Genomic DNA, 24,621 nt, shown 5'->3' with positions numbered 1-24,621 from the left:
AGCGAAATGGGAGGGCGCCAGCTATGAATTTATTGACAAATTGAGATTTTTTGTTTTTAATGTTAGCGGAGGTTTCCATGAAGCGAAAACTTACGTTAATGATTTTCGATGATGATAATCTGGGGAAAGTAAAAACAAAAAAGATAGATCTTTCTGTTATAAAAGCCATCTCAATAGCGGCCGTTTTATTTGTTGTGATATCTTCTGTTTCTTTTTATCTGCTTTTTGATTTATACTCTGAAAGGCAGCTTATGCTCAGCTATAAAAAGGAAAACGAGTTGTTGAAGCTTAAAATAGCAGAATATGCTGATGAAGTGGATGAAATTCAGAGCAAGATAGTTTCCATTGATAAACTGGAAAATCAGGTCAGAACTATGGCCTCCAAATCCCTGAAAACAAAAAAGGTTGATTTGGCTGTTGGCGGCAGAGAAGTGGATTTACTCAGGGATTTTTCTGCAGTGGCCGAGAGAAAAGAGAAGCAGTTTTTTGAAGACTTGAATGAAACACTCATGGCTCTGGACACCCAGCTGGAAAAAAGGGAAAAGAGTTTGGCCGAACTGGTTAATTTTCTGGAAGAGCAGAAGCTGACAATGATGGCCACTCCTTCCATAAAACCCGTTGATGGCTGGTACTCCAGCGAGTTCGGATACCGTATTTCACCCTTTACGGGCAGAAGAACTTTCCATGAGGGATTGGATATAGCTGCAAATTACGGCAGCCCGGTTAAAGCAACTGCAAACGGTATTGTTATACACGCAGGGTACAAACCAGGCTATGGGAAACTTGTAACAATTGATCACGGGTTCGGATATGTAACCCGTTACGGGCACAACAGCAAAATTTTGGTTAATGTAGGTGACAGGGTCGAAAAAGGGGAGGTTATCTCGAAAGTCGGAAGTACCGGCAGAAGTACAGGGCCTCACTGCCATTACGAAGTTCTGATAAATGGAATTCCCGTTAACCCTTTAGAATTTATAAGTGATTTTAAGTTGGTTAGCAACCAATAGTATAATTTACGTTCTGTAATCTGCGTTGATTTTAACATAGTCGTAGCTTAAATCCGATGTATAAACCTCAGCTTCCGCATTACCGGTGTTCAGATCAACAGTGATTGTGAAAGATTCTTCAGACATTATTTCGGCTGCTTCTTTTTCAAGCTGTTTATCAATAAGTATACCGTTTTCAACATATTTCAGATTGTTAAAGTAGATATCCACCTTATCCTCATGCATGGTTACAAGACTTGCTCCTGTGCATGCCATAAGCCGCCCCCAGTTTGGGTCTTCACCGAAAAACATCGTCTTTACAAGGGGTGAATTGGCAATTTTCATGCCGCACCGTTTTGCTTCATCTTTCGAAACGGCATTTTTGACTCTGATTGTTACGAACTTGGTGGCTCCCTCACCATCTTTCACAATCTCCTTAGCCAGTTCTCTGCAAAGGTAATTCAGCGATTCTTGAAATTCCCGCAGGTGTTTTTCCGTGTTAATATTGATGCCGCTTAATCCGCTGGCAAAAATAAAAACGGAATCATTTGTGCTCATGTCCCCGTCAACAGTTATGGAATTGAACGATTCATCCACCGCACTGTTCAGGCAGCTTTTGAGATTTTCTTCTGAAATCATTGCATCAGTTGTAATAAAAGAGAGCATTGTTGCCATATCAGGAGCAATCATTCCGGATCCTTTTGCAACGCCCCCGATCACATAAGCACCGTTTTCCGTTTCCACAAGTACAGCCAGCCGTTTTGTTCTTGTATCCGTTGTTAAAATACATTCGGCAAACTCTTCATCATAGCCTGTTAGCAGCTCCGGAAAGTCTCTGAGGTGTTTCTTCATTTTGTTCACCGGAAGCTGTTCCCCTATAACACCCGTTGAGGAAATGAGAAGTGAATTACTGTCAAGTTTTAGAACTTTCTCGCCCTCTTCAGCTAAGATTCGACAGTTCTCCAGACCTTCTTTGCCTGTGCAGGCATTTGCATTTCCGCTGTTAACAAGAATGCCGAAAATTTTGTTTTCGGATGTCAGCCGTTCTTTTGCAAAAATAAGAGGAGCTGCCTTAACATTGTTTTTTGTAAAAACAGCAGCAACTTCACACGGAACCATTGAAACGAGTACGCCATAATCCAGCTTATCGCTGCCGTTTCCTTTAATATCTGCAGCAGTTGCAGCGGATGAAAATCCCAAAGGAGCACAAACCCCGGCATTTTTTATAATGTTCATTTAAATCCCCTATATAAGCCCTGTTTCCTCGTCGAAGTCCATGGCGATATTAACATTCTGTACAGCCTGACCACTGGCACCTTTTAAAAGGTTGTCAATGCAGCTTACGATAATCAGGTCATCTTCCTCTTTAAAAACGCCGATGTCGGCAAAATTTGTTCCACTGACATTGGCTATTCTGGGTGTCACACCTTTTTCCATGATCCGTACAAAAAAGGAATCTCTGTAAAATTCCTTTAAATACTGTCTGATTTCATCCTCATTTTTATCACTTTTGCAGTATATCGTTGATTCTATCCCTCTAATCATCGGAAGCAGGTGCGGTGTAAAAATTACCCGGATATCGGCAGATATTTCGCTAAGCCAGGCATTGATTTCCGGGCCGTGCCTGTGCGAAAAAATACCGTAAGGTTTGAAATCATCGCTGACCTCGCAAAACTGCGTTTTTTCTGTTAATTTCTTTCCTGCACCGCTGACACCAGATTTACAGTCGGCTATGATGTATTTCTCATCCACAAATTTGTTTTTGACCAGCGGATAGACGGCAAGTAAAACCGATGTCGGATAGCATCCGGGATTTGCAATAAGCCTGCTCTGCTTAATTTCGTTTCCGTAGATTTCGGGAAGTCCGTACGCTGCTTCTGCCAGCAGATCCGGATAATTGTGTATTACATTGTAGGTTTTCTCATAGATTTCTTTTGATTTTATCCTGAAATCGGCACTTAAATCAACTACCAGTTTGCCTTTACTGTGGAAAAAAGCGGCTGCTTTTTGTGAAGCGGCATGCGGCAAACATAAAAAGACAATGTCAGACTTGTCACTAACATAGTCCCAGTCGTTTGAGATTATTTCTGTTCCCACTATATTCTTCAGCGGAGGATAGATATCGCTGTATTTCTGACCGGCGTAATTGTCGCTGGTCAGACATGAAATTTCCAGATACGGATGTTTTGCCATTATTTTTACAAGCTCATTACCTGTATATCCCGTTGAACCTATTACTGAAACGTTCAAAAAAACACCTCTCTTTTTGGATTAAATAAAATTAAATCATAATTCCGGCTAAAAATCAAACCGAAAAGATACTGTTTCCCTGAGCAACCGGTAAAAGCGTAAAGCGTGATGAGTGACGCGAGACGTTCAAAGTTCAATACCCTCTTAACCAATACACAAATACACCAATCAACAAATTGCTACTTCGCTATCTCACGAGCTCTCTATTATTATTTGCAGATTTTGCCGCATTCATCCAGAAGCAAGTCTGAGAACAGCTTATCGATTCTCATCAGGCATGCCTTTGCCTCAAAATGTTTAAAACATCTTCGAAAGGCACCCCTCTGTACTCAAGAGCAACAATAATATGATAAAGATAATCCGCTGCTTCAGATGCCATTCTCTCATCATTTTCCACCAAAAAAGCTTTTATGAGTTCAGCATTTTCCTCTCCGAGCTTTTTGACGAGTCCGTTTTCTCCCTTATTGAAAAGCTTGTTTGTATATGAGCCCTCTTTTGGGAACTGTTTTCTGTCTCTTACTGTTTCTAAAAGTTCTTCAATTATTTTCAGATCCATCATTCCTCCTACATTCTCACAGGGACATTGTTTTCCGCTAAAAAGCGCTTTACTTCATCAATGCTGTATTCTTTAAAATGGAAAATACTTGCCGCCAGAGCAGCATCGGCTTTTCCTTCTGTAAGTCCTTCCATTATATGTTCCGGTGTCCCTACACCGCCTGAGGCTATTACCGGTATATTAACCGATTCTGCTATATTTGATGTAAGAGGGATATCATACCCCGACTTTGTGCCATCCTTATCCATACTAGTGAGAAGGATTTCCCCGGCTCCGAATGTTTCCATTTTCTTTGCCCATTGAATAGCATCTATGCCGGTACTTTTCCGGCCGCCGTGGGTGAATACTTCCCATTTATCATTTGCCGTCTGTTTGGCATCTATTGCAACAACAATGCACTGAGAGCCGAATCTGTATGCCGCTTCTTTTACAAAGTCCGGATTGAATACTGCCGCCGTGTTGATGGAAACCTTATCTGCACCGGCGTTAAGAAGATTACGGATATCTTTTACCGTTCTTATGCCGCCCCCTACGGTTACCGGCATAAAAACACGTTCGGCTGTTTTTTCCACAACATCAATGATTGTGTCCCTTTCATCGGAGGATGCCGTTATATCGAGAAAAGTGAGCTCATCCGCTCTCTGTTTGTCGTATTCTTCAGCTACCAGTACGGGGTCACCGGCATCCACAAGGTCGAGAAACTTTGTGCCTTTTACAACCCGTCCTTTGTCCACATCAAGGCATGGTATAATACGTTTTGCCAGCATCTTTGCTCCTGTTTAAAGTTAATTTGTTCAATTTAACGTGAAATTAGACCGTCTTGTCATTTTTTTCAATCTTTTTATCGTGCAGAAATATAAGTATCAGAAATGAAAGACCGAAGATACCGAAAAAACCGGCATGCAGAAAAACATCCTGGAAAGCTTCATTCAATCCCATTAGTTGCTGCAGTTTTGCAAGAAGCGCTTCTGATCTGAGTTCAGCCATTTGTTCAGGCATATAGGCTGAAAATTTTTCCGAAACGCTGTTTAGATACATTTTTACATAATCAAAATTCTGTATGGATATAATCCCTTCATAGTGCAGAGCCGTTTTTGACTGTAATGTGTTGGTGGCTATTGCCGTGCCGAATGCCCCTCCCATAAATCTCAGATAATGCATAAGGCTGACCCCCAGACTTGTGTACTCTCTCAGGTGGCGCATTGCCATTGTTGTTATAGGAGCAAAGAACGTTCCCAGTGAAAAACCCAAAGGTATGGTAAGCAGTATCGTTCTCAGTGAGGGAGTAAAGTAGTTGAGGTTGGGCATCAGAAAAATACTTGTTGTTATATAGAGTGCTGCATTCACAACCAATACATATTTTTCCCCGAATTTATCGGATAAAATTCCCGCTATCGGCGATGTCATTCCTATAAAAACAGCGAATCCCAGCATATGTAAGCCGGTATTCAGGGTGGAATAGCCTTTTAGATTCTCATAAAATAGCGGTATCATATAAAAGAGCTGATAGATGGACAATCCCAGTGTGAAAAAATAAATAACGCAGGCATACCTGTACTGGGGAACTTTGAATATTTTGAAATCGATAAGTTTGTGTTTTGATAACAGTTCAGCTATTGCGTAAAGTAAAAGCGCTGCAACGGCTATGATAAAGGCTATAATTATAAAATCAGACTGAAACCATCCAAGCTGCTGCCCCTTTGATAAAAGTATCAGCAGCGATATTGTAAAGGTTCCCAGAAAGGTGTAGCTGATAAAATTAAAGCGGAGTTTTTGTTTCTGTTTGATAATTTTGGGAAGAATAAGTATCCCCACCAGGACTACCATAATCCCCACCGGTAAATTTACGAAAAATATATAGCGCCATGTCAAATGTTCAGTTAGCCAGCCTCCGAGGGTGGGGCCGAGAGCCGGTGCAAAACTGACACCCATCCCGTAAATGCCCATTGCAATACCTTTTCTGTTGGGCGGATAAATGGAAAAGAGAATAGTTTGGGCTGTTGCAACAACAAAGGCTTCCCCCACCCCCTGGGCACTCCTTGCAATGATCATCTGGGTAAGGTTCTCAGCGAAACCGCATGCTACGCTTGAAAGGGTGAAAAGGGTGATGCCCATGATAAACATGACTCTCAACCCAAGAACTTTATCCAGGGATTCTATGAGCAAAAGGCCGGTGGCTGCAGCTGCCATGTAGGAAGTGATTACCCATTGGACACCGTACAAATCGGTTTTTAACGGGGCAATCATTTTCGGGATAACAACGTCTACTATTGTGGTGTCAAGAATGGCCATAAAAGTACCGGTCATGACCACGAATGTTATCAGTATGCGGGTAAGCAGATCAATTTGTTCGTAAAGGGGGGTTTCGTCATTGAATGTCATAGCTTAACGCTTTATTTCAACATCCACACCCATGCCTATTCTTAAAAGGCCGGTATCCCCATCGGTAATTGAAACTTTAATGGGTATTCTCTGGGCGACTTCGGTGAACTCTCCCGCTGTAATATCTCTTGGTATCAGTGCGTACGTCGCAGCAGAAGCCGGATAAATCTCCCTGACCACGCCTTCATATTTTTGCCCTGAATCGGCATCGGGAGTTATATAAACCTTGTCTCCTTTATCCACCCCGTTTATTTTGGTCTCTTCCAACAGCACCTCTGCATAAATATGTCTGGTATCGACTATTGAAACAATTGGAGTCTCACTGTTTACGACGGTTCCAGCATTTGCAAATTTTTTGCCTATGACGCCCTGCATCGGAGCTTTTAGTTTTGTATATGAAATTAGATTTTCGGTGTCCTCAATCTCCGTTTGAAGGCCGTTTATCTTTTCTCTCAACGATTCTTTCTTTGATTTAAGTTCAGCTATAACTTTTTTGTTTTCCTTTATAAGCTGCATTCTTTCCTGAAAAGCCGATATTTTGTAATCCAGGGAACTCAGCTTGTATTCAAGTGAGCCTTTTTTGCTTTTCAATACTTTCAGTTTTGTGGCGATGTCCTCGAAACTGTTTTCTGAAACAGCTCCTTTTTGATATAAATTCCTGTACCGTTTATAATCCTTTTTAACCTGGGTCAGTTGGGCGTTAACTTCATTGATTTTGGCATTCAGTGCCTTCTTTTCCTCTCTGAGTGCTTTTTCTTCTTTTTTTAACTTTTCAATGTTAATGCTTATCTCATTTTTTATTTTGGAAATTTTGTGTTCTAAACTTAACATCTCGCTTTGAAGAGACTTTACTTTATGAATAAGACCTTTCTTCTTTAAACGATAAACTTCAGCGTTTATTTCGGCAATAATATCTCCCTTCTTTACTGTTTCCCCCTCTTCAACGTATATTTTTGATATTCTGCCTGCCACACGTTTAAAATTAATGCGGGATATCTGTTCGCTGCGAATGAAAGCGGCGTTTGTTGTTGCATAAATTTCTCTGTATTTAAGCCATTTGTAGGCCACAAAACCAAATAGTATTAATCCTAAAATCAGTATTCCCAGTGCAATTTTGACTTTTTTGTTCACTTTTTCACCTCAACGGTTTTCCCACAGCTTTTTCAAGCGCATAAATACTTTCAGCGTAATTATAAAAAGCTATTGTGTAATCTTCCCTTGCTTTTGTAAGCATTGCTTCGGCATCCAGCAAATCGGTATTTGTTGCCAGTGTGTTTTTGTATTTGAGTTTCATTATTCTGTAGTACTCTTCTGCTTCTTTTAGAGCTGTTTTTGCAACTTTTTTGTTTTCAAGTGCGGACTGCATATCTTCAAATGCATTTCTCACTTCTGTTTTAATTTGCAGAATCGTGTTAAGTCTTGTATCGGCTACGGAATATGCCTTCTGTTTTAGGCTGTTTACCATATTGAAGTCTTTAGTCCAGTTCAGTCTGAAAGATACCCCCGCCTGTATGAAAGCGTTGTCCTGTGGCTCAACATTTTCATTCATGTCGGAGTACTTATATCCGCCCATTACATAAACTTTTGGTTTATAACCGCTCTCTGCAGCTTGTGCTTTTTGGAGCACAGAATGGTACTTAATCCGTAAAGCTTTTAAAATCGGTCTGTTTTCTTCTGCATAATTAAAAAGTTCTTTAAGTCTCAGCCGCAGGATTTTCATACTGTCAATTTTCTCTATTGTGTATTCTTTTGCAGAAGGGTTCATCCCCATAAGTGAGTAAAGCTGACTCTTTGCACTTTTTAAATTCCCTTCTAAAGCCGTTACTTTCTGCTGAGCCATTCTGAGTTTTACCTTTGTATGCAGTTTGTCCAATTCCGGAACCAGCCCTTCTTTTGCCAGATCGATTACATCCTGCATATGCGACTGAAGTGCTGAAACTTCCTGTTTTGCGCTGTTTAGAAGAGATTTCAGTTTTAATATATTGATGAAAGCTGCACGGATATTGTAAATAAGTTCTTGTTTCTTCTCGTCAAAGATGAGCTTTTCATATTTGTAATTGAGCTTTTTTGATTTAATATCGTGTGTTACTGCTCCACCTGTATATAAATCATATTTAAGTGCAGCCATAGCTTCGGTGTACTCCTGCTCCACCTGTGTCATGGAAATGTCCGGAATCCCGGGAGACGGCAGGGAAATCTGAGTTTTTTTAGCTCTGTCATTTTTTGTATAACTGCCTTCAAGAATTAAAGAAGGCATCCTGCCTGCTTTTGAAGCCTTCATACTGTATTCCGAGCTTTTAATTACACTGCTTTGGGATTTAAGGCCGAAGTTATTTGCCAGCCCTTCTTGTACTGCTTCATCTATTGTAAGTGCTTGTATTGAGCCGGCAAGACTAAATAAAATAAAAAGAATCAGCACCTTTTTCATAATGAACTCCTGAATGTACTATATATTTATGATAAACGAATGATTAAATTTATAATAATGTTTTTTGCCAGAGCTGAATATCCCATCAGTTATTGATAATCCCAATTTTTTTCTGTGTCAATTGCATTTCCAGCCGGCGCCTCCCCATTTTTCAAAAAGTCGTGTTGATGGAAAGATAGTGAAGTGGGAGGTAGAAAGTCAGAGGTAAAGGTAAAGGTTGAGAGAGTTGATCCGGTTGAAATGTTTGAGGATGTTGATAGAAGCTAGTACTCTAATACCCATAATACCCATAATACCCTTAATTACCTTTCCATAACGCATCACACATCACGCATTACGGCTTTCTCTGCAACAGTTGAAATACACTATTAAATGGCGTATAATTTTTCATAATATCATTTAGGATGATTAATGCCGCTTAACGTTTATTACGATGTTCAGCTTGAAAACGTATTTGACCTTTTTGCTGACTCATTGGAAAAAAACAGGAGCAGAGATCCTCTGGAATCCGAATTTGTCGTTGTTCAGACAGAAGGGATGAAAAAGTGGCTTTCTCTTATGCTTGCCCAGCGTTTTTCCGTATGCTCAAATATTAAATTTTTCACACCCAACGGAATTATCAATCATCTTGCCGGCAGAATAACGGGAGAACAAATTAAAGCGGATAAAAAGAAACTTGCCTGGGTAATTTATTCTGCTCTGCCCTCACATTTTGAAAACAGATATTTTGATGAAATAAAAAGATACACAGCAATTGACCGATCGGGAGTTAAACGGTATCAGCTCAGTGAAAAGATTGCAGATATTTTCGACCAATATCAGGTATACAGGCCGTGGATGCTTCAAAGCTGGGAAAAGGGAGAATATGTCAATCAAAATGGCGAAAAACTCCCTGAGGATTACTGGTGGCAGCCGATTTTATGGCAAAATCTTTGCAAACGAGACGAGATTAACAGAAGTGATGTTTATCTGCGTATGCTTAATAATGCCGGAGCGGATGGTGCAAAAGATGAGAACAAATATATTTTTGTGTTTGGAATATCTGTACTTCCGCCACTTTATGTTAAAATTTTCGAAAACATAGGCTATCGTTTTGAAATCGAAATGTTTCTGCAGTCCCCCAGCAGAGAGTATTTCGGAACAGAAAGATTTTACAAAAATGCAGATCGGGAAGAGTTGAAAGAGGGTGTAAATCCCCTTGTGGCAAATCTCGCCAGAACGGGAAGCGAGTTTTTTGATTTCCTTGCTGAATATATCGATTATTTTTCCTCTGATATGAAACCGAAAGGAGAGGAATCACTGCTCCAATGTATTCAAAATGATATTATATCGTTAAAACCTCCTGAAAAAATTATAGACACACATAAAACTGAAGATGAAAGTATCATTGTAAACTCCTGCCACAGCCCGATGAGGGAAGTCCAGGTTTTATACGATTATCTTTTGAGATTTTTTGATGAAGACTCGAATCTTACGCCGTCTGATATTGTTGTAATGACGCCTGATATTGAGGAATATGCACCTTATATAAATGCGGTATTTGGTTCCGCAGCTTTCAACGATGTGAGTATCCCCTATTCCATAAGTGATAAAACACTTTCGGGGATATATTCATCCGTTCAGTTGTTCACTTCATTTTTGCAGATATCATCAGGGAGATTAAAGTTTTCCGATATTTTCCAGTTCCTTGAAAAGGAGATTGTTTACACCAAATTCGGCCTTATTCCACCGGATGTGGAGATGTTAAAGAGCTGGTGTAAATCCTCGGCAATGAAATGGGGTTGGGACAGCGATATAGCCGAATTTTTCAATCTTCCCTATTATGAAGACTTTACTGTTTCCAAAGGGATAGACCGTCTTTTGCTCGGTTCTGCAGTACTTGCCTACGAGTGGAGCAGCTTTGATGATATTGTTCCCAGTGTATCTGTGGAGGGGGAGAATTTTGAAATTCTCGGCAGATTTGTAAAATATGTTTATACTGTAAAAAGATACCGGGATGTAATGGAAAAAAATTATTCCGCCGAAGAGTGGCTTGACATATTAAATAATCTCCAGCAGGACTTATTTTCCGGAACTGCTGATAATGAGGGTCTGCAGGAGATAAACAATGGTATAAGGGCATTCGGTACTTATACAGCAGGAATTATCAGTGAAGAGTTACCGGTGGAGGTTGTTGCGGAATTTTTTAAATCTTATTTTAGAAGTGTTGAGAAAAGCGGCGGTTATATGGAGGGAGGTATTACGTTCTGCTCCATGATTCCAATGAGAAGCATCCCATTTAAAATTATCTGTATGATAGGTATGAATGATACTTCTTTTCCACGCATTCATAAACCTATGGAATTTGACCTGACCGCCGTATATCCTGCAAAAGGTGACAGATCAACCAAGGATAATGACAGGTATCTTTTTCTTGAAACGATAATGTCAGCCAGAAAAAAACTATATATAAGCTATACCGGTCAAAGTATAAAAGATAATTCCGATATCCCCCCTTCTCCCGTGGTTGCCGAACTGCTGGAGTATATAAGACAAATATCCGGTGGCTTATACTCTCTGATTAATAAACATAAACTTCACCCCTTCAGCATTGCCTATTTTGATGAAAAAGAAAAAATGTTCAGCTATTCGAAAACCAATTTTCAAATAGCCGAATCCTATTTAAAAGCACCAGAGACGGATGAAGATCGGGAGCAAGATATATTAACTGAAGATGCCAAACCGCCTTCGGAAATAGATATCGAGGAGATAGCGTATTTTTTTAAAAACCCTCTGAGGTATTATTTCAAAAATAATCTCGGCATCTATCCTGAAAACCTGGCACAGGATAATGAGGATGTGGAGCCTTTGAATCTGAACAATTTACAAAAAACCATATTGAAAGACAAGCTTGCAAAAGAATCCCTCTTTTCGGATGAACAGGAGATTTCTTTAGATGAGATGCTGAATTATTATCGGAAGAGCGGATTTTTCCCACCCGGAAGATTCGGTGAATATATGAAAGAAATCAATAAAAATAATGTCTCCTTTTTCATAAATAATATAAAGAAAACGTTACAACCGCCTGAAATAAAAGCAATGGATTTTTACCTTAATGTAAAAAACAGGAAGATTAACATCAGGGGTGAATATATGCTTTCCGGCTCTGTAAATATGCTTGCCCGAATGGCGAAAATAAAAGATTCCGACAGAATAAAGGCATGGCTGTATCATATTTTTGCTCTTTATGATTTATTACAGAGTAACCGGTTCAGTGGAGAATTCAGTACACTCTTTTATTCTGAGGATAAAATACTTAAATTTGAAGACTATCCGGATTTATACAAAAATGATGAAAAGATGTATGAAAACCTGCAGAGTTATATTAGGTTTATTGTCGAAACGTATCTTTACGGCTCAGTGAATCCCCTGCCCCTTTTTCCCGTATTTGGCTGCAGTTATGCAAAGAAAATTATGAAAGGTGAATCGGCTGACTTCGGACGCTCCTGGTGGGCGCAAAACGTCTATAAGAACGATGATAAGTTTTATTTGGAGAAGCTGTACGGCGATGTTATCCCGGAAACGGAAAATTTAAAAAAACTTTCACAGATAATCTATCTGCCTATGCTGCAAAAGGAGTCGTTCGTTGGGACATAATTACTTTAATATTCAGGAATGCCCTATTGAAGGTTCCAATCTCATTGAAGCCAGTGCCGGAACAGGTAAAACCTACAGCATTGCTTCACTTTTCCTGAAAGCTCTTCTTCAAAAACGTGTTAAAAGCGTAAAGAATATTCTGGTTTTGACATTCACCAAGGCTGCCACCGCAGAAATAAAGCTGAGAATATATGAAAATCTGCTGACTGCAAAACGGATGCTTGAGGAAACGAGTGAGAATGTCAGAGAGCATCTTTTTGAGAAAGAACCTGTCATCAGAGATATATTGAAACCTTACCTTGATGAGCGCTCTGAGGCATTGAAAATTATTTCTAATGCCGTTAAAAATTTTGATGAAAACGGAATTTATACCATTCACGGTTTTTGTAATCTCATTTTGAGCGAATATGCTTTTTCCAGCGGTGTGCCCTTTGACAAAAATATGGTGACGGATCAGTCTCTGCTTGTTTTTGAAACAATTGTGGATTACTGGAGAAAGTTTGCTTTTTTTGCCCCCAAATGCGTGATGAACAAACTTGAAAAGCTTGAATTTTCAGAGCTGATAAGCCTGTATAAAATCAAAGAGTCAAATCCGTATATAAGGATAAATCAGCAGGAAGAAAATATGACCGGTATCAGTAACAGGGTCGTGAATTGTTATAACAGCGCTGAGGAAATTCATAACGAACTGGATGAAAAACTTAAACATACCGATACAACGTCTTTTCTGGAATTGATTCCTTTTGAAAAGCTGAAAGGTAATATTTACCAAAAATCCAGTATAGAAGCAAAAGCTGAAAAGTTTCTAAATTTTATTTCCGGTGATCAGCCCCTTTATGCCAAAGAGATACTTGATGATAGTATAATAATTTATTTTACCGCAAGAAAAATAACATCGTCCCTGAAGAAAAACAACGAAATCGATGAAATGCCCGAAATTTTTAAGATGATTGAACATTTTTATGACATTTATTTGCAGTATATGCAGGCTGCTGACGGTTGGCTGACCGGTTTTAAGAAAAATATGATAGATTTCGTTCACAAAAGGCTGAATGCTTACAAGTCGGCCCGGGGGATACTATACTTTAACGATCAGCTGTCAATCCTTCACGATGCCTTGAGTGAAACCGGTGACCATTTTAAAGACAGAATTGCCGATGAGTATCAGCTGGTCTTTGTAGATGAATTTCAGGATACCGATCCTCTGCAATACGAGATAATAAAAAAACTATTTATTGATAAATCCGCAGTTTTTTTCATCGGTGACCCGAAACAGTCGATATACAGCTTCAGAGGGGCGGATATTTACTCCTATATTAAAGCTAAGGAAAATGTGGAGAGCGGATATACTATGAAAACGAACTTCCGCTCAGAATCGGCTCTTGTTTACGGGGTTAACAGGATATTCAATTCACGTTTCCGCCGGGAAAACCCGTTTGTTATAGAAAATATAGGATATTCGGATGTGGATTCCGAGAATAAAGGTGAAACTAAGCTGATTGTTGAGGGGGAGGAGTATAAGCCGCTGAAAATCTGGGCTTTTGAGACTTCTGATGGCAATCTTATTAATGAAGATGAATACAATGAAACGGCTGCCTTGACAACAGCGAGAGAAGTTGCCAGGCTTCTGAAATTATCAGCGGAAAGCAAAGCATACATAAAGCATAAAGATAAATATGAGCAGCTGAAACCGGCTGATTTTGCCGTTCTTTGCAGAAAAACGAAAGAAGCATTCATTGTAAAAAAATATTTGGATCAGCTGGGGATTGCAAATATTATCAGCTCTTCAAAAAGCATATTTGAGTCAGAAGAGGTTTATGAAATCCACCTGCTGCTTAACTGCATTTCAGAGCCGGGAAATCTGAATCTGATAAAAAATTTCCTGATAACTGATTTAATGGGTTTCAAACCACACCATGTTAAAAATATGGAAGAATCTGAAGGTCTCGGGGGATATTCCATAAAGCTGAGGGGATACAAAGAGCTTTTGATCAGCAGAGGCATTATGCACTGTGTAAACGAATTTCTAAAAGATGAGCAAATTATTCCAAGGCTTATACATTCTCCTTACGGCAAAAGAAAGATTGCCAATATAAACCAATTGTCAGAGATTCTGCATAAAAAAGAGTCCGAAAATGCTTTACAGCTGCACGAGCTGATTAACTGGCTGAGCAATCAGCGCTCCGGAAACCTCTTGAAGGAGGAAGAGTATGAGCTGCGTATGGAGACGGATGAAGATGCGCTGAATATTATGACAATTCATAAGAGCAAGGGGCTGCAGTTTCCCGTTGTTTTTGCGCCCTTTCTGCTTGCCGGCTCCCTGATGCACAGCTTTAAACCGTTTATTTATCACGATGACGATTTGGAGATGCATCTGCAGCTGGAGAGTGATGAATATATCCAAAGAAAATATGCCCTTGAGTGTCTTTCGGAGAATCTGAGACTGGCTTATGTGGCACTTACAAGGGCAAAATACCGCTGCTACACGGCATTGGCAAAAACGCGTAATGCAGGCACATCGGCTTTTGCATATCTTTTTTCCGGCGGGGATATTTTTAGCAAAGAATGGAAAAAAGAGTTTAATAGTATAATAAGTATGGAAAACTTTGTGACGGAAGCTTTGGGTAATGAGGCTTTTGATTTTATCGACATTCTCCCTGCAAAACCTGAATCAGCGGATATCAACTCCGATTTTGAGCTGTCAGGATCTGCAGAAGAATTAAGCGGTGAGGAGAAAAATCTGCGGGTTCGCCAATTCCAGAATAAGACACCGGAGAGATGGAAAATATCAAGTTTTTCATCCCTTTTGAGAAAAATGAATCCTCACGGAACATTTGCCACCTTTATGGATGATGAGGTTTTCGATGTGTCAGAAATCAGTGAAGAAAAGAGGGAGGCGGATTATTCGATGTTTTCCCTGCCGGGGGGTGTTAATACGGGCAATGCTCTGCACGACCTTTTGGAACATACGGATTTAAATACCGTTACAGAGAGCGGTTTGAAGGAGATTGTCAGAAGAACCCTAAATTTATACCACATTGATGCAAAGTTTAAAAACGCTGTCAGCGAGAATATTAACAACCTGCGCAAAAAAAATCTGGGGGGTGAAAAAGGTTTTCAGTTAAAAAAAGTGCCTTATAAAGACACATTACGGGAGATGGAGTTTTATTTTCCTTCCCGCAGTATCGATTCCCGTCTTATTAGAGATGTTTTTATTAGAAATGCCGGAGAGGGTGAAACAGAAAGCATTATTGCCGGTTCGATGGGAGAGGATGTTTCCGAAAAAATTTACGGATTTATGAAAGGTTATATAGACATGATTTTCCGGTATAACGGCAGGTATTACATCATAGACTGGAAAACCAATTATCTCGGATCCACATATGAAGATTATCGTGAAGATTCCCTTAATCAGGCAATGCTGAAATCCCAATATTTTCTTCAATATCATATTTATACGGTTGCTTTAACGCTCCATCTGAACAGTAAAATGGAAAATTTTGATTATGAAAGGCATTTCGGCGGGGTATATTATCTTTTCCTGAGAGGTATCGACGGCGGCGAAAACAGCAGAAATGGTATATTCTTTCACAAACCCGCCCAGAGCGTTATTGCCGGACTGATTGAATCGTTCCAAATAGAGCCGGTTTTTTCAAACGGAGGCAGCAGTGGGAACCCTTGATGAGCTTTTAGAGAAAAATCTTATTAATGATGCGGATTATTATTTTGCCAGACACCTTTTTTTGGATAAAATAAAAAGCTGCCAAAGTGAGCTGCCCTCACTTGCAGCACTTGTTTCCTCTCTAAACAGAGAGGGGCATATCTGTGTTGATTTTGAGAATCTGCACCGTTTGGAAAAAGTTCCGGATATTTTCAGGACCAATGACATTAAAAATATCGTTGAAAAAAATAACCAATATATCGGCGCCCCCGGAGAATTCAAGCCTTTCATTTATGACGGCAAAAGGATTTATCTCCACAAATATTTTGAGTATGAAAATTTTGTTGCATCCAACCTTTCCGAGAGGAGCAGGATACATTACGGGATAGATGAGCGCTGCGCCGATGCATTTGCAAAGGATCAGTGCAAAGCAAACGGAGAACTGAATCTGCAGAATCTGGCAGTGTTTATGGGACTCAGAAATAATCTCTCTTTTATTTCAGGAGGTCCGGGAACAGGTAAAACCACTACTGTTGCCAGACTTCTCTATTATCACTTATTACAGAATAAAAATATCAATATTGCGCTTGCGGCGCCCACCGGCAAAGCCGCAGCCAGAATGGGCGAATCCCTCTCCGATTCAATGAAACGTTTCCATCTTGAAAATACAACCTTTTCCGATATACAGACAATGACAATTCACAGACTGCTGGGTTACAGCCCGCATCTTGGTGGATTCAGATACTGTAGATCCGGCAGGAAGAAACATCACCCGGCTTTACTCGGGTATGACCTGATTGTGGTGGATGAAGCGTCGATGATAGATCTGAGTTTGATGTTTCATCTTTTAAAGGCTTTGCCTTTGGAGACGAAACTTGTTTTCCTCGGGGATAGAAGGCAGCTTGCTTCCGTTGCTCCGGGAGCCGTTTTTGGTGATATCTGTGATATCGAGAATATAAACGCTTTTTCTGAACAGTTTGCCGGTGAATACAGATTATTTTCAGGCGAATGTATCAAAGAGACGATGGTTAAGAGTCCTATGGGTGATAATATTGTGGAGCTTAGAAAAAGTTACAGGTATAAAAGTGACAGCGATATTGCTAAAGCCGCCGGGATGATTGAAAAAGGTGAAAGCAGCCGGTTGAAAGATTTTTTGGTAAACCACAGCGACACAGGAGAAGGAAGCGTAAGGCTGACTAGTCACAGTCAGCTGAGTGAATTTTTCAGGGGAAATCTCCTTCAGCACTACATTGATATAAGCAAAAGTGATGACATCGGTAAGGCATATAAAAAGGTGTTTAACTATCAAATACTGACCCCGCTCAAAAGGGGGCGTTTTTCCACAGAATCAATAAACAACTATTTTATAAATGCTCTGAAAACGCATTTTCATTTACCGAAACTAAGATCTTATTTCAACGGAATGCCTGTTCTCATTAACAAAAACGATTATACAAACAGGCTGTTTAACGGGGATCTGGGGTTAATCTTCGGCGAAAATTCAGCAGAACTGAAAATCTGCTTTCCTTCACAGGAGGATAGCGGCTTCAGGCAATTTCGTCTTAAGGATATTTATGGATATGAGTTCGCCTACTGTTTAACAGTCCACAAATCCCAGGGTTCAGAGTTTGAAAATGTTGTGCTGGTTTTGCCTGAAAAAAGTGATTTTCTGAGTAGAGAGCTTATTTACACAGCTCTCACCAGAGCCCGGCATTCGGTGGTCATTATCGGCAATCCTGACATATTGGCCGAAGCCGTATCACTAAAAACAACCAGAATGTCCGGCTTAAGGGAAAAAATTCACGGTGCGACTCCATGATAATCCAAACACATAGTTATACACATACACACACTTGCGAAGTGTGAGGATTTTTTGTCCCGTCTATATGTTGATAAAATCAAGGTAAGATGGTGTGTGAAAAATTTATCAGAAGTGCATAAAAGCCAGAAGATATATGGCCAAAAATACAGTAATAATAAATACAGACCATCCGATCAGCCAGAAATAACTTTCTGCTTCACTCCCTCTCTTTTCTTCTTTTACTCCGCCGGTAATAATTTGATTGACCAGCTTGTAGGGATTGGAAGTGAGTGTTCCAAGTAGTGAGGGCATAAAATTGAAGAAAAGATATTTCACATTGTCCAGGGCGGGTAAAATAATCTTATCTTCAAACTTAATAAAACCTCCCAAAACTTTTCTGTAGACAAGGTCGGCATCCAGGTTGACCGATCTTATTTCCGGAGGGTATATGCCGGAGCGGAGAAGAAGTGTGAATGCCAGTGCTGAAAAGAGAAGAAGTTGAAGCTGACTTACAACGTGTGCAGTAGTGTACGGGACATAATTGGCATCAAATGGGAGAATTTGATATAAGAATCCGGGAAAAATGCCGATAAATATGTTTAAAAATGCAAGAATACCCATGCCTATAAGCATGCTTAGCGGGGCTTCTTTTGGTCTGAGTCCGCTGTCATGGCTGAAAAAAGCGAAAAAGGGAATTTTAATTCCGGCGTGATGAAAGACACCAGCGGATGCAAATAGCAGAATGAGCCAGGTTATCGTATAGTGGTTGCCGGCAGCTGCAGACATCACCATTGATTTTGTGGCAAATGCACTGAAAAGAGGAAAAGCTGATATGGAAGCAGCTCCTACAATGGTAAAGGCTGCGGTATACGGCATATATTTATACAAACCACCTATTTCCGTTGCCTTTATTTTGCCCGTTCTGTAAAGGACAGCTCCCATTCCCATAAAAAGCAGAGATTTAAAAAGTATATCGGCAAACACGTGAGCAACAGTGCCGTTCAGTGCCAGAGGTGTCCCGATACCGATACCCACCACCATAAATCCGAGCTGGTTGATGAGACTGTAGGCAAGAACCCTGCGTAAATCGTTTTCAATAACGGCATAAAATATAGGGAAAGCTGCCATTGCAGCGCCTATAAATATCAGTATTTCAGTTCCAGCAAAACCTCTGACAAGTGTGTAGATTGCTGTTTTAGTGGTAAAGGTACTTAGTAAAACTGTTCCGAGAATTGTGGCTTCGGGGTAAGAATCCACAAGCCATGTATGAAGAAGAGGCCATGCACAGTTTATTCCAAAACCGATAAAGATAAGGTAAGTGCTTAAAGAGGAGAGCTCCATATGATTAAAAGCTGCACTTCCTGTTTGTTTGATCTGCAAAATGATTCCGATAAGTAAAATAACACCGCCCACAAGATGAAAAAGAAAATAGCGCATTCCCGAGCCTATAGACTTATCAGTATTCCTCGCCCAGATAAGGAATACGGAAGCAACAGTCATTAATTCCCAGAAAAAATAAAGGGTAACGAGGTCGGCGGCAAAAATTACACCCAGGGCACCTCCGGCGTAAAAGAGACCGGCGGTGAATTCCCAGTTGTTTTTCACATGGTAGCCGTAAATAAATGAAGCAAAAGAAATTATCAGAAAAATGTATCCGAATATCAGAGAAAGTTCGTCCACCCTTAATAAATGCATATCATAGCTGAAATACGAATACCCCATGGAAATACCTTCGGGCAGACTAATAAGATTGATAAAAGTCACAATCGGCACTGCGGTTAAAAAGACATTCCTTGCCCTGCCTTTTAAAAACGGCACTATAAGCCCGGCAATTATGAAAATAAAAGCGGGAGGGAGAACATTAATCATAGTAATCCTCTTTTCTCATAACTATCGGTCTTAAAACATACTTTGCCACCAAGACAAGAATGACGCATGCCACAAAGCCGAAAACCGCATAAAATCCGGTCCATTTTTCCCACTCATAGTGGGGGTGCTTGCTGATTATTAAATCTGTAAGAAAAATAATCACACATGATGTGAAAAATATTTTCAGCAGAAGTTTTACATTTTTTGGATTATCAAAAATACCCCGTTTGTCCTGCATAACTTCCCCTTATTCAGCTTACTATAAAAATAATAAGCAGATATATCAGCGATATACTAAAAACAATACCAAAAGCGGTTTTGTAACCTTTAACCGGCTCATGTGACAGAACGTCCAGTGCTTCACCCTCACTGCTTTTTATATGCTTTTCTCTGTCCATCAGTTCAGCCCCTGCAAAATCATATTAACCATGTATGTCAAGCTGCCCGGGATAAAAAAGAGCAAGATCGTAATAGCTGCCGTAATGCTCATAGGTATCAGCATTGCAAGCGGAGCCTCTTTTATAGTTGTTTCTTCATCTTCGGGAAGCTTTTTGAAGAATGCGGTGTAAATAATCGGAAGGAAATAGCACGCGTTAAGAAAAGAACTGGTGGCAAACACAACTGCAATAATCAGCATATCTGCTTCCAAAGCTCCGGATACGAGCATCCATTTGCTTAAAAATCCTGCAAAAGGCGGCAGACCAATAAGTGAAAGTGCCCCGATTGAGAAAATTGTCATACTGACAGGCATCCTTGCGCCGATACCGTTAAGCTGGCTGACATATTTCTTTTTTAAGCTTACCGCCACTGCACCGGCCCAGAAAAAAAGCGTTATTTTTGAAAAAGCGTGAATTACCATATGCATAATACTTCCGGAAATGCCGGATATTGTAAGAAGACAGACACCCACAACTATGTATGAGAGCTGACTGATTGTGGAGTATGCAAGTCTGGCTTTTATATTATCCTGCCTTAAGGCAATAACCGATGCAAAGATAATCGTAATACTTGCAATGTAAACAAGAATCGTTGCAATTCCCAGCCTGGACAGCAGGTCTATTCCATATACATTCAGAACAATTCTCAGGATTACAAAGACCCCCATTTTGACCACGGCAACGGCATGCAGAAGTGCACTTACCGGAGTGGGGGCAACCATTGCATTGGGAAGCCATGAATGAAGAGGCATTATCGCTGCTTTTGCAACACCTATGAAATACATAAAAAACATAATAGTAAGAAATAATGTACCGGCTTCAGAGGTCATCGTTTGTGAAAGCAGACCGCTGCTCACAAAATCAAGGGAGCCTGCCTGAAGATAAGTACCGATTATTGCAGGCAGCAGAAATGCTATTGAAGTACCGAGCAGATAAATGAGATATATCCTTGCCCCTCTGAATGCATCGCTTGTTCCCTCATGAGCTATCAGTGGATAAGTAAAAAGTGTCAGTGCTTCATAAAATATATACATTGTGAACAAATTTGAAGCGAAAGCCGCACCTATTGTAGCCGAAAGTGAACCTGCAAAACAGATAAAATAACATGTCTGGTTATGCTCTTTCAGGCTTCTCATATAACCGATGGAATAAAACGAAGTGAGAATCCATAAGAATGAAGCCATAAGTGCAAATATCAGACCGAGTAAATCCACCCGGAAACCGAAGCTGATACCAGGAAGTATTTCAAAAAGATTAATTCCGACGGTGTAACCCTTTATCAAAGGCGGAATCAGAGACAACACGATTATAAATTTTATTACTGCTGCAAAAATCGTCCAGAACTCCCGCAGATTGGGGTTATGACGGGAGAAATAGATAGGTATGATTGCAATCAGCGAGACCAGAACAGCGTATACGGGCGTAAGTGACTGAATCATTTCCATGGCATAGCCCCTATAATACTTTCAGCGGCTTTCAGCGATATTTCGGCAGGCAGGTATGCAAAAACACCGAAAAAGACACATAAGAAAACAAGCACCGCTGTGGAGCCAATCATGGAATAAGGCATTTTTACGGGCAAATTTTCTGCACCGGAAGGTTCTGATTCTTTAAAAAACAGAGTATTAATAACTCTTCCGAAATATACGGCCGTTAAAAGAGAGCTTAAAAGTATTACCGGCACGACTATCCAGTTACCCGACTGAGCCGCTCCCAATACAATGTACCATTTGGATATAAATCCCACGGTAAGAGGTATTCCAACCATTGAAAGGGAGAGAATGAGAAACATTGTCGATGTGAACGGCATCTGCCGCCCCATACCTTTCAAATTATTTATCTTTGTAGACGTAAGCTTGTAGAAAAATCCGCCGGCAACCATGAAAAGTGCTGTTTTCATCATTGCATGGTTTAATATATGAAGGAGCCCGCCGGCAAAAGCGTATTTGTTTACCATTGCCGTTCCTATGAGAACATAACCTATCTGGCCTATGGAGGAGAAAGCCAGCATCCTTTTCAGATCGGTCTGTGATATTGCGATAATTGAACCTGCAAGAATAGTTATACTGGAGATTACTATGATAATTCCTGAAAAGTTTATCCCTGAAAAACCCGCCTGAATGCCGAAAATTGTGTACATAAGTCTTATCAGCAGATAGGCGGCCACTTTTGTTGAGGTTCCCGCCATTGCTGCGCTTATCACAGAAGGGGAATAGGTGTAAGCATCCGGCAGCCAGAAGTGAAGTGGGAAAACGGCCATCTTAAGCATAAGTCCGACAATAATAAATGCTATTGCCACAAGTACTACATTTGTATCAAAATGACCCTGGAGCCGTTGGGCTAAATCGGTCAGATTAAGTGTCCCTGTCTGCATGTATAAATAACCTATACCTATCAGAAAAAACGTTGCCCCAATTGAACCCAAAATGAGATAGTTGAAACTTGCCATATAAGAGTATCTTGTCCTTCCCATAGCGATCAGCGCGTATCCTGCCAATGACGTTATTTCCAGAAAAACGTACATATTAAAGATGTCGTTTGTTATGAGAATTCCCATCATTCCGCCAATAAAAAGCAGGTAAACGGAGTAAAAGGCAGGACGCCTTTTTTCATGGATTTCAGCTTTTATACTTCCGTATCCGTAAATTATGGAAAGCAAAGATACAAAGGATACCACCGAAAGAATAAAACTGTTAAGAATATCTGCGCGGTATTCGATGCCGTACGGTGGTTTCCACCCTCCGAGAAAATATTCAAGGGGGCCGTTATTATAAACCGAAACAAGAAGGTAAACGGACAGCACAAAAGAAAGAGCAGTGGTTATGAGAGCACAGTAATAAGATAAGGAATTATTTATTTTTCCCAGTACAGGAGCCGTTAACGCTCCGAAAATAAAAAACACAATAGCAAGAACAGGTGCGTGTGCGGTAAAAAAATCAATCATTTGGAATCCAACTCCGGCTCTTTGAGCTCTCTGATTTTAATTTCATCATCCTCTATACTACCGTAATTTTTGTATAATTTTACAATGATACCCAAAGCCACCGCTGTAACACTGACGGAAACAACAATGGCTGTGAGTATAAGTACGTGGGGAAGCGGGTTATCGTAAACAACTTTGGCGTGCTCTTCAGGATGCCATATTATCGGTGCAGTACCGCCGTTAACCTTGCTTATGGAAATATAGAAAAGAAATACGGAAGTCTGGAAGATGTTTAAACCGATCACCTTTTTTACCAGGTTGTGTTTGGCGATAATAGCATAAAAACCTATCATCATCAGTACTATTGCTATCCAGAAATTGTATTTATCTGCTATGAACTCAATCATCTTCCTTCCCCGCGATTTCGAAAAATATTGTCATCATTACAGCTGCCACTGTTATTGCAACGCCGAGTTCAATGATAATCATGCCTATGTGGTTACCCTCTTTTGCCGAGTGAAAGGGGAGTTCTCCATATTCAAGAAAAAGACCGCCGGTAAATATGCACACCAAACCGGTAAGTGCATAAATAAAAGCACCGGATGAAAAAAGTATGTCATTAAGAGATCGAGGCATTTTCGACCTTGCCTCACTTTTGCCGAAGATCAGAGCAATAAGTATAAAGCTTGCCCCGAAAATTACTCCCGCCTGGAATCCACCGCCCGGACTGATTTCACCATGGGCAAGTGTGTAAAATGCAAAAATCTGTATAAAGGGGAGCATAAATTTTGTAATGGTTCTTAAAATAACATCATCTTTCATTATTTTTATAGCTCCTTATTAATAAGACCAGACAGACGGCAGCAGTAAAAACAACGGTTGTTTCGCCGAGTGTATCGTAACCCCTGTAACTTGCCAGTACTGCGGTGACAATATTATGTGATCCTGTCTGAGGGTAACTTCTTTCGATGTATTCAGGTGACAGATAGGAATTAGCCGGGGAATTCGGATCTCCGAAAGCGGGCATGTCCCAGGTTCCCGATATAAGCAGAACACCTGTTATAACAACTGTGGCCAGTGCCAGCAGCTCCGAACGGTTAAAAAGATTGAAAAAATGTTTTTGCTCTGTCAATTCCTTTTCAAAACGCGGTACCCTGGTAAGAACCGCTATCATCAGTATCGTTGATATTCCTGCCCCCACAGCAGCTTCAGTAAAAGCGACATCAACAGCATTAAGCAACATCCACTCCATTGCAATTACAAGACTGTAGCTGCCAAGAAGCATTATACTGGTAAGGATATCTTTTGCCGAAATGGCAGCAATAGCAATAATTACCAAAAGTAAAAGGAGAAGAAAATCAACTGCTATCATTCTTGTCTCTGCTCCATATCTTTAATCCGCCTTTATAGGCAGCTTTAGCCACAGCGTGTGTGGCAGTGGGATTTGCTATGAAAATAAAAGCAAAAATTATTAACATTTTAAGGCTTATCAAAGTGAATCCTTCATAAATTATCAAAGCAAGAAAAATCAGCCCCTGCCCCAAAGTATCCGCTTTGCCGCCGGCGTGCATTCTCGTATAAAAATCCGGCAGCCTTATCATTCCTATGGAAGCCACGAGCATAAAAAAACTTCCGGCAAGAAGTAAAATCAGAGTAATCACATCAAGTATAGTCATCCGTCAAATACTTACC

The 24,621-nt window shown here is 40.3% G+C and carries 20 protein-coding genes; 4 read left to right on the top strand and 16 right to left on the bottom strand.

Annotated elements, in window-relative coordinates; all coding sequences use genetic code 11:
* Positions 1-77: 77 nt before the first annotated feature.
* The gene (locus UMU13_RS00425) at positions 78-1,007 is read left to right on the top strand and encodes a peptidoglycan DD-metalloendopeptidase family protein (protein WP_328216258.1); all 930 of its coding nucleotides are present in this window, start codon (positions 78-80) and stop codon (positions 1,005-1,007) included.
* A gap of 6 nt (positions 1,008-1,013) precedes the next feature.
* On the opposite strand, the gene argJ is transcribed toward UMU13_RS00425, so the two are convergent.
* The 7 genes from argJ to UMU13_RS00390 form a co-directional block, all read right to left on the bottom strand.
* A complete protein-coding gene (argJ, locus tag UMU13_RS00420) occupies positions 1,014-2,222 on the bottom strand; it encodes a bifunctional glutamate N-acetyltransferase/amino-acid acetyltransferase ArgJ (protein WP_328216257.1) in 1,209 nt (402 codons plus the stop codon).
* A 9-nt stretch (positions 2,223-2,231) separates the two neighbouring features.
* Entirely contained in the window at positions 2,232-3,236 is a 1,005-nt protein-coding gene (argC, locus tag UMU13_RS00415; RefSeq protein ID WP_328216255.1) for an N-acetyl-gamma-glutamyl-phosphate reductase, read from the bottom strand.
* A gap of 271 nt (positions 3,237-3,507) precedes the next feature.
* Positions 3,508-3,795, bottom strand: coding sequence for a phosphoribosyl-ATP diphosphatase (gene hisE, locus UMU13_RS00410; protein ID WP_328216254.1), 288 nt, complete (start codon positions 3,793-3,795; stop codon positions 3,508-3,510).
* Positions 3,796-3,800: 5 nt separating this feature from the next.
* The gene (gene hisF, locus UMU13_RS00405; RefSeq protein ID WP_328216252.1) at positions 3,801-4,559 is read right to left on the bottom strand and encodes an imidazole glycerol phosphate synthase subunit HisF; all 759 of its coding nucleotides are present in this window, start codon (positions 4,557-4,559) and stop codon (positions 3,801-3,803) included.
* A 43-nt stretch (positions 4,560-4,602) separates the two neighbouring features.
* The gene (locus UMU13_RS00400) at positions 4,603-6,174 is read right to left on the bottom strand and encodes a DHA2 family efflux MFS transporter permease subunit (RefSeq protein ID WP_328216250.1); all 1,572 of its coding nucleotides are present in this window, start codon (positions 6,172-6,174) and stop codon (positions 4,603-4,605) included.
* Positions 6,175-6,177: 3 nt separating this feature from the next.
* Positions 6,178-7,305, bottom strand: coding sequence for an HlyD family secretion protein (locus UMU13_RS00395; protein ID WP_328216248.1), 1,128 nt, complete (start codon positions 7,303-7,305; stop codon positions 6,178-6,180).
* Between the two features lie 4 nt (positions 7,306-7,309).
* The gene (locus tag UMU13_RS00390; RefSeq protein ID WP_328216246.1) at positions 7,310-8,602 is read right to left on the bottom strand and encodes a TolC family protein; all 1,293 of its coding nucleotides are present in this window, start codon (positions 8,600-8,602) and stop codon (positions 7,310-7,312) included.
* 411 nt (positions 8,603-9,013) lie between these two features.
* Here UMU13_RS00390 and recC point away from each other — a divergent pair, with 411 nt between their 5' ends.
* Genes recC through recD form a run of 3 tightly spaced genes read left to right on the top strand, consistent with a single transcriptional unit; the run spans position 9,014 to position 17,718 of the window.
* On the top strand, positions 9,014-12,238 hold the full coding sequence (gene recC, locus UMU13_RS00385; protein ID WP_328216245.1) for an exodeoxyribonuclease V subunit gamma: 3,225 nt from the start codon (positions 9,014-9,016) through the stop codon (positions 12,236-12,238).
* Entirely contained in the window at positions 12,228-15,920 is a 3,693-nt protein-coding gene (gene recB, locus UMU13_RS00380) for an exodeoxyribonuclease V subunit beta (RefSeq protein ID WP_328216244.1), read from the top strand. The genes recC and recB overlap by 11 nt, the downstream gene beginning before the upstream one ends.
* The gene (gene recD, locus UMU13_RS00375; protein WP_328216243.1) at positions 15,907-17,718 is read left to right on the top strand and encodes an exodeoxyribonuclease V subunit alpha; all 1,812 of its coding nucleotides are present in this window, start codon (positions 15,907-15,909) and stop codon (positions 17,716-17,718) included. Before recB ends, recD begins: the two co-directional genes overlap by 14 nt.
* Before the next feature lie 108 nt (positions 17,719-17,826).
* Here the strand turns inward: recD and UMU13_RS00370 are convergent, their stop codons facing one another.
* The 9 genes from UMU13_RS00370 to mnhG are packed head-to-tail and all read right to left on the bottom strand — an operon-like array spanning position 17,827 to position 24,605.
* On the bottom strand, positions 17,827-19,569 hold the full coding sequence (locus UMU13_RS00370; RefSeq protein WP_328216241.1) for a Na(+)/H(+) antiporter subunit D: 1,743 nt from the start codon (positions 19,567-19,569) through the stop codon (positions 17,827-17,829).
* Entirely contained in the window at positions 19,562-19,807 is a 246-nt protein-coding gene (locus UMU13_RS00365) for a hypothetical protein (RefSeq protein ID WP_013887291.1), read from the bottom strand. Before UMU13_RS00365 ends, UMU13_RS00370 begins: the two co-directional genes overlap by 8 nt.
* Positions 19,808-19,820: 13 nt before the next feature.
* A complete protein-coding gene (locus tag UMU13_RS00360) occupies positions 19,821-19,967 on the bottom strand; it encodes a hypothetical protein (RefSeq protein ID WP_328216238.1) in 147 nt (48 codons plus the stop codon).
* On the bottom strand, positions 19,967-21,451 hold the full coding sequence (locus UMU13_RS00355) for a monovalent cation/H+ antiporter subunit D family protein (RefSeq protein WP_328216237.1): 1,485 nt from the start codon (positions 21,449-21,451) through the stop codon (positions 19,967-19,969). The genes UMU13_RS00360 and UMU13_RS00355 overlap by 1 nt, the downstream gene beginning before the upstream one ends.
* Positions 21,442-22,950 (bottom strand): monovalent cation/H+ antiporter subunit D family protein, encoded by a 1,509-nt coding sequence (locus UMU13_RS00350; RefSeq protein WP_328216235.1) that lies wholly within the window; start codon positions 22,948-22,950, stop codon positions 21,442-21,444. The genes UMU13_RS00355 and UMU13_RS00350 overlap by 10 nt, the downstream gene beginning before the upstream one ends.
* On the bottom strand, positions 22,947-23,336 hold the full coding sequence (locus tag UMU13_RS00345; RefSeq protein ID WP_328216234.1) for a cation:proton antiporter subunit C: 390 nt from the start codon (positions 23,334-23,336) through the stop codon (positions 22,947-22,949). Before UMU13_RS00345 ends, UMU13_RS00350 begins: the two co-directional genes overlap by 4 nt.
* Positions 23,329-23,751, bottom strand: a complete 423-nt coding sequence (locus tag UMU13_RS00340; protein ID WP_328216233.1) for a Na(+)/H(+) antiporter subunit B — start codon at positions 23,749-23,751, stop codon at positions 23,329-23,331. Before UMU13_RS00340 ends, UMU13_RS00345 begins: the two co-directional genes overlap by 8 nt.
* Positions 23,741-24,301: a DUF4040 domain-containing protein gene (locus UMU13_RS00335; protein ID WP_328216232.1), complete on the bottom strand. Its 561-nt coding sequence runs from the start codon at positions 24,299-24,301 to the stop codon at positions 23,741-23,743. Before UMU13_RS00335 ends, UMU13_RS00340 begins: the two co-directional genes overlap by 11 nt.
* Positions 24,288-24,605 carry a monovalent cation/H(+) antiporter subunit G gene (mnhG, locus tag UMU13_RS00330; protein ID WP_328216231.1) on the bottom strand — a complete coding sequence of 106 codons (318 nt, stop codon included), beginning with the start codon at positions 24,603-24,605 and terminating at the stop codon, positions 24,288-24,290. The genes UMU13_RS00335 and mnhG overlap by 14 nt, the downstream gene beginning before the upstream one ends.
* Between the last annotated feature and the right edge of the window lie 16 nt (positions 24,606-24,621).

It is taken from the genome of Flexistipes sp., from assembly GCF_036172515.1.
Lineage (GTDB): Bacteria > Chrysiogenota > Deferribacteres > Deferribacterales > Flexistipitaceae > Flexistipes.
Note: the sequence above shows the minus strand (reverse complement) of the source record. Positions and strands in the feature narration are given on the sequence as shown.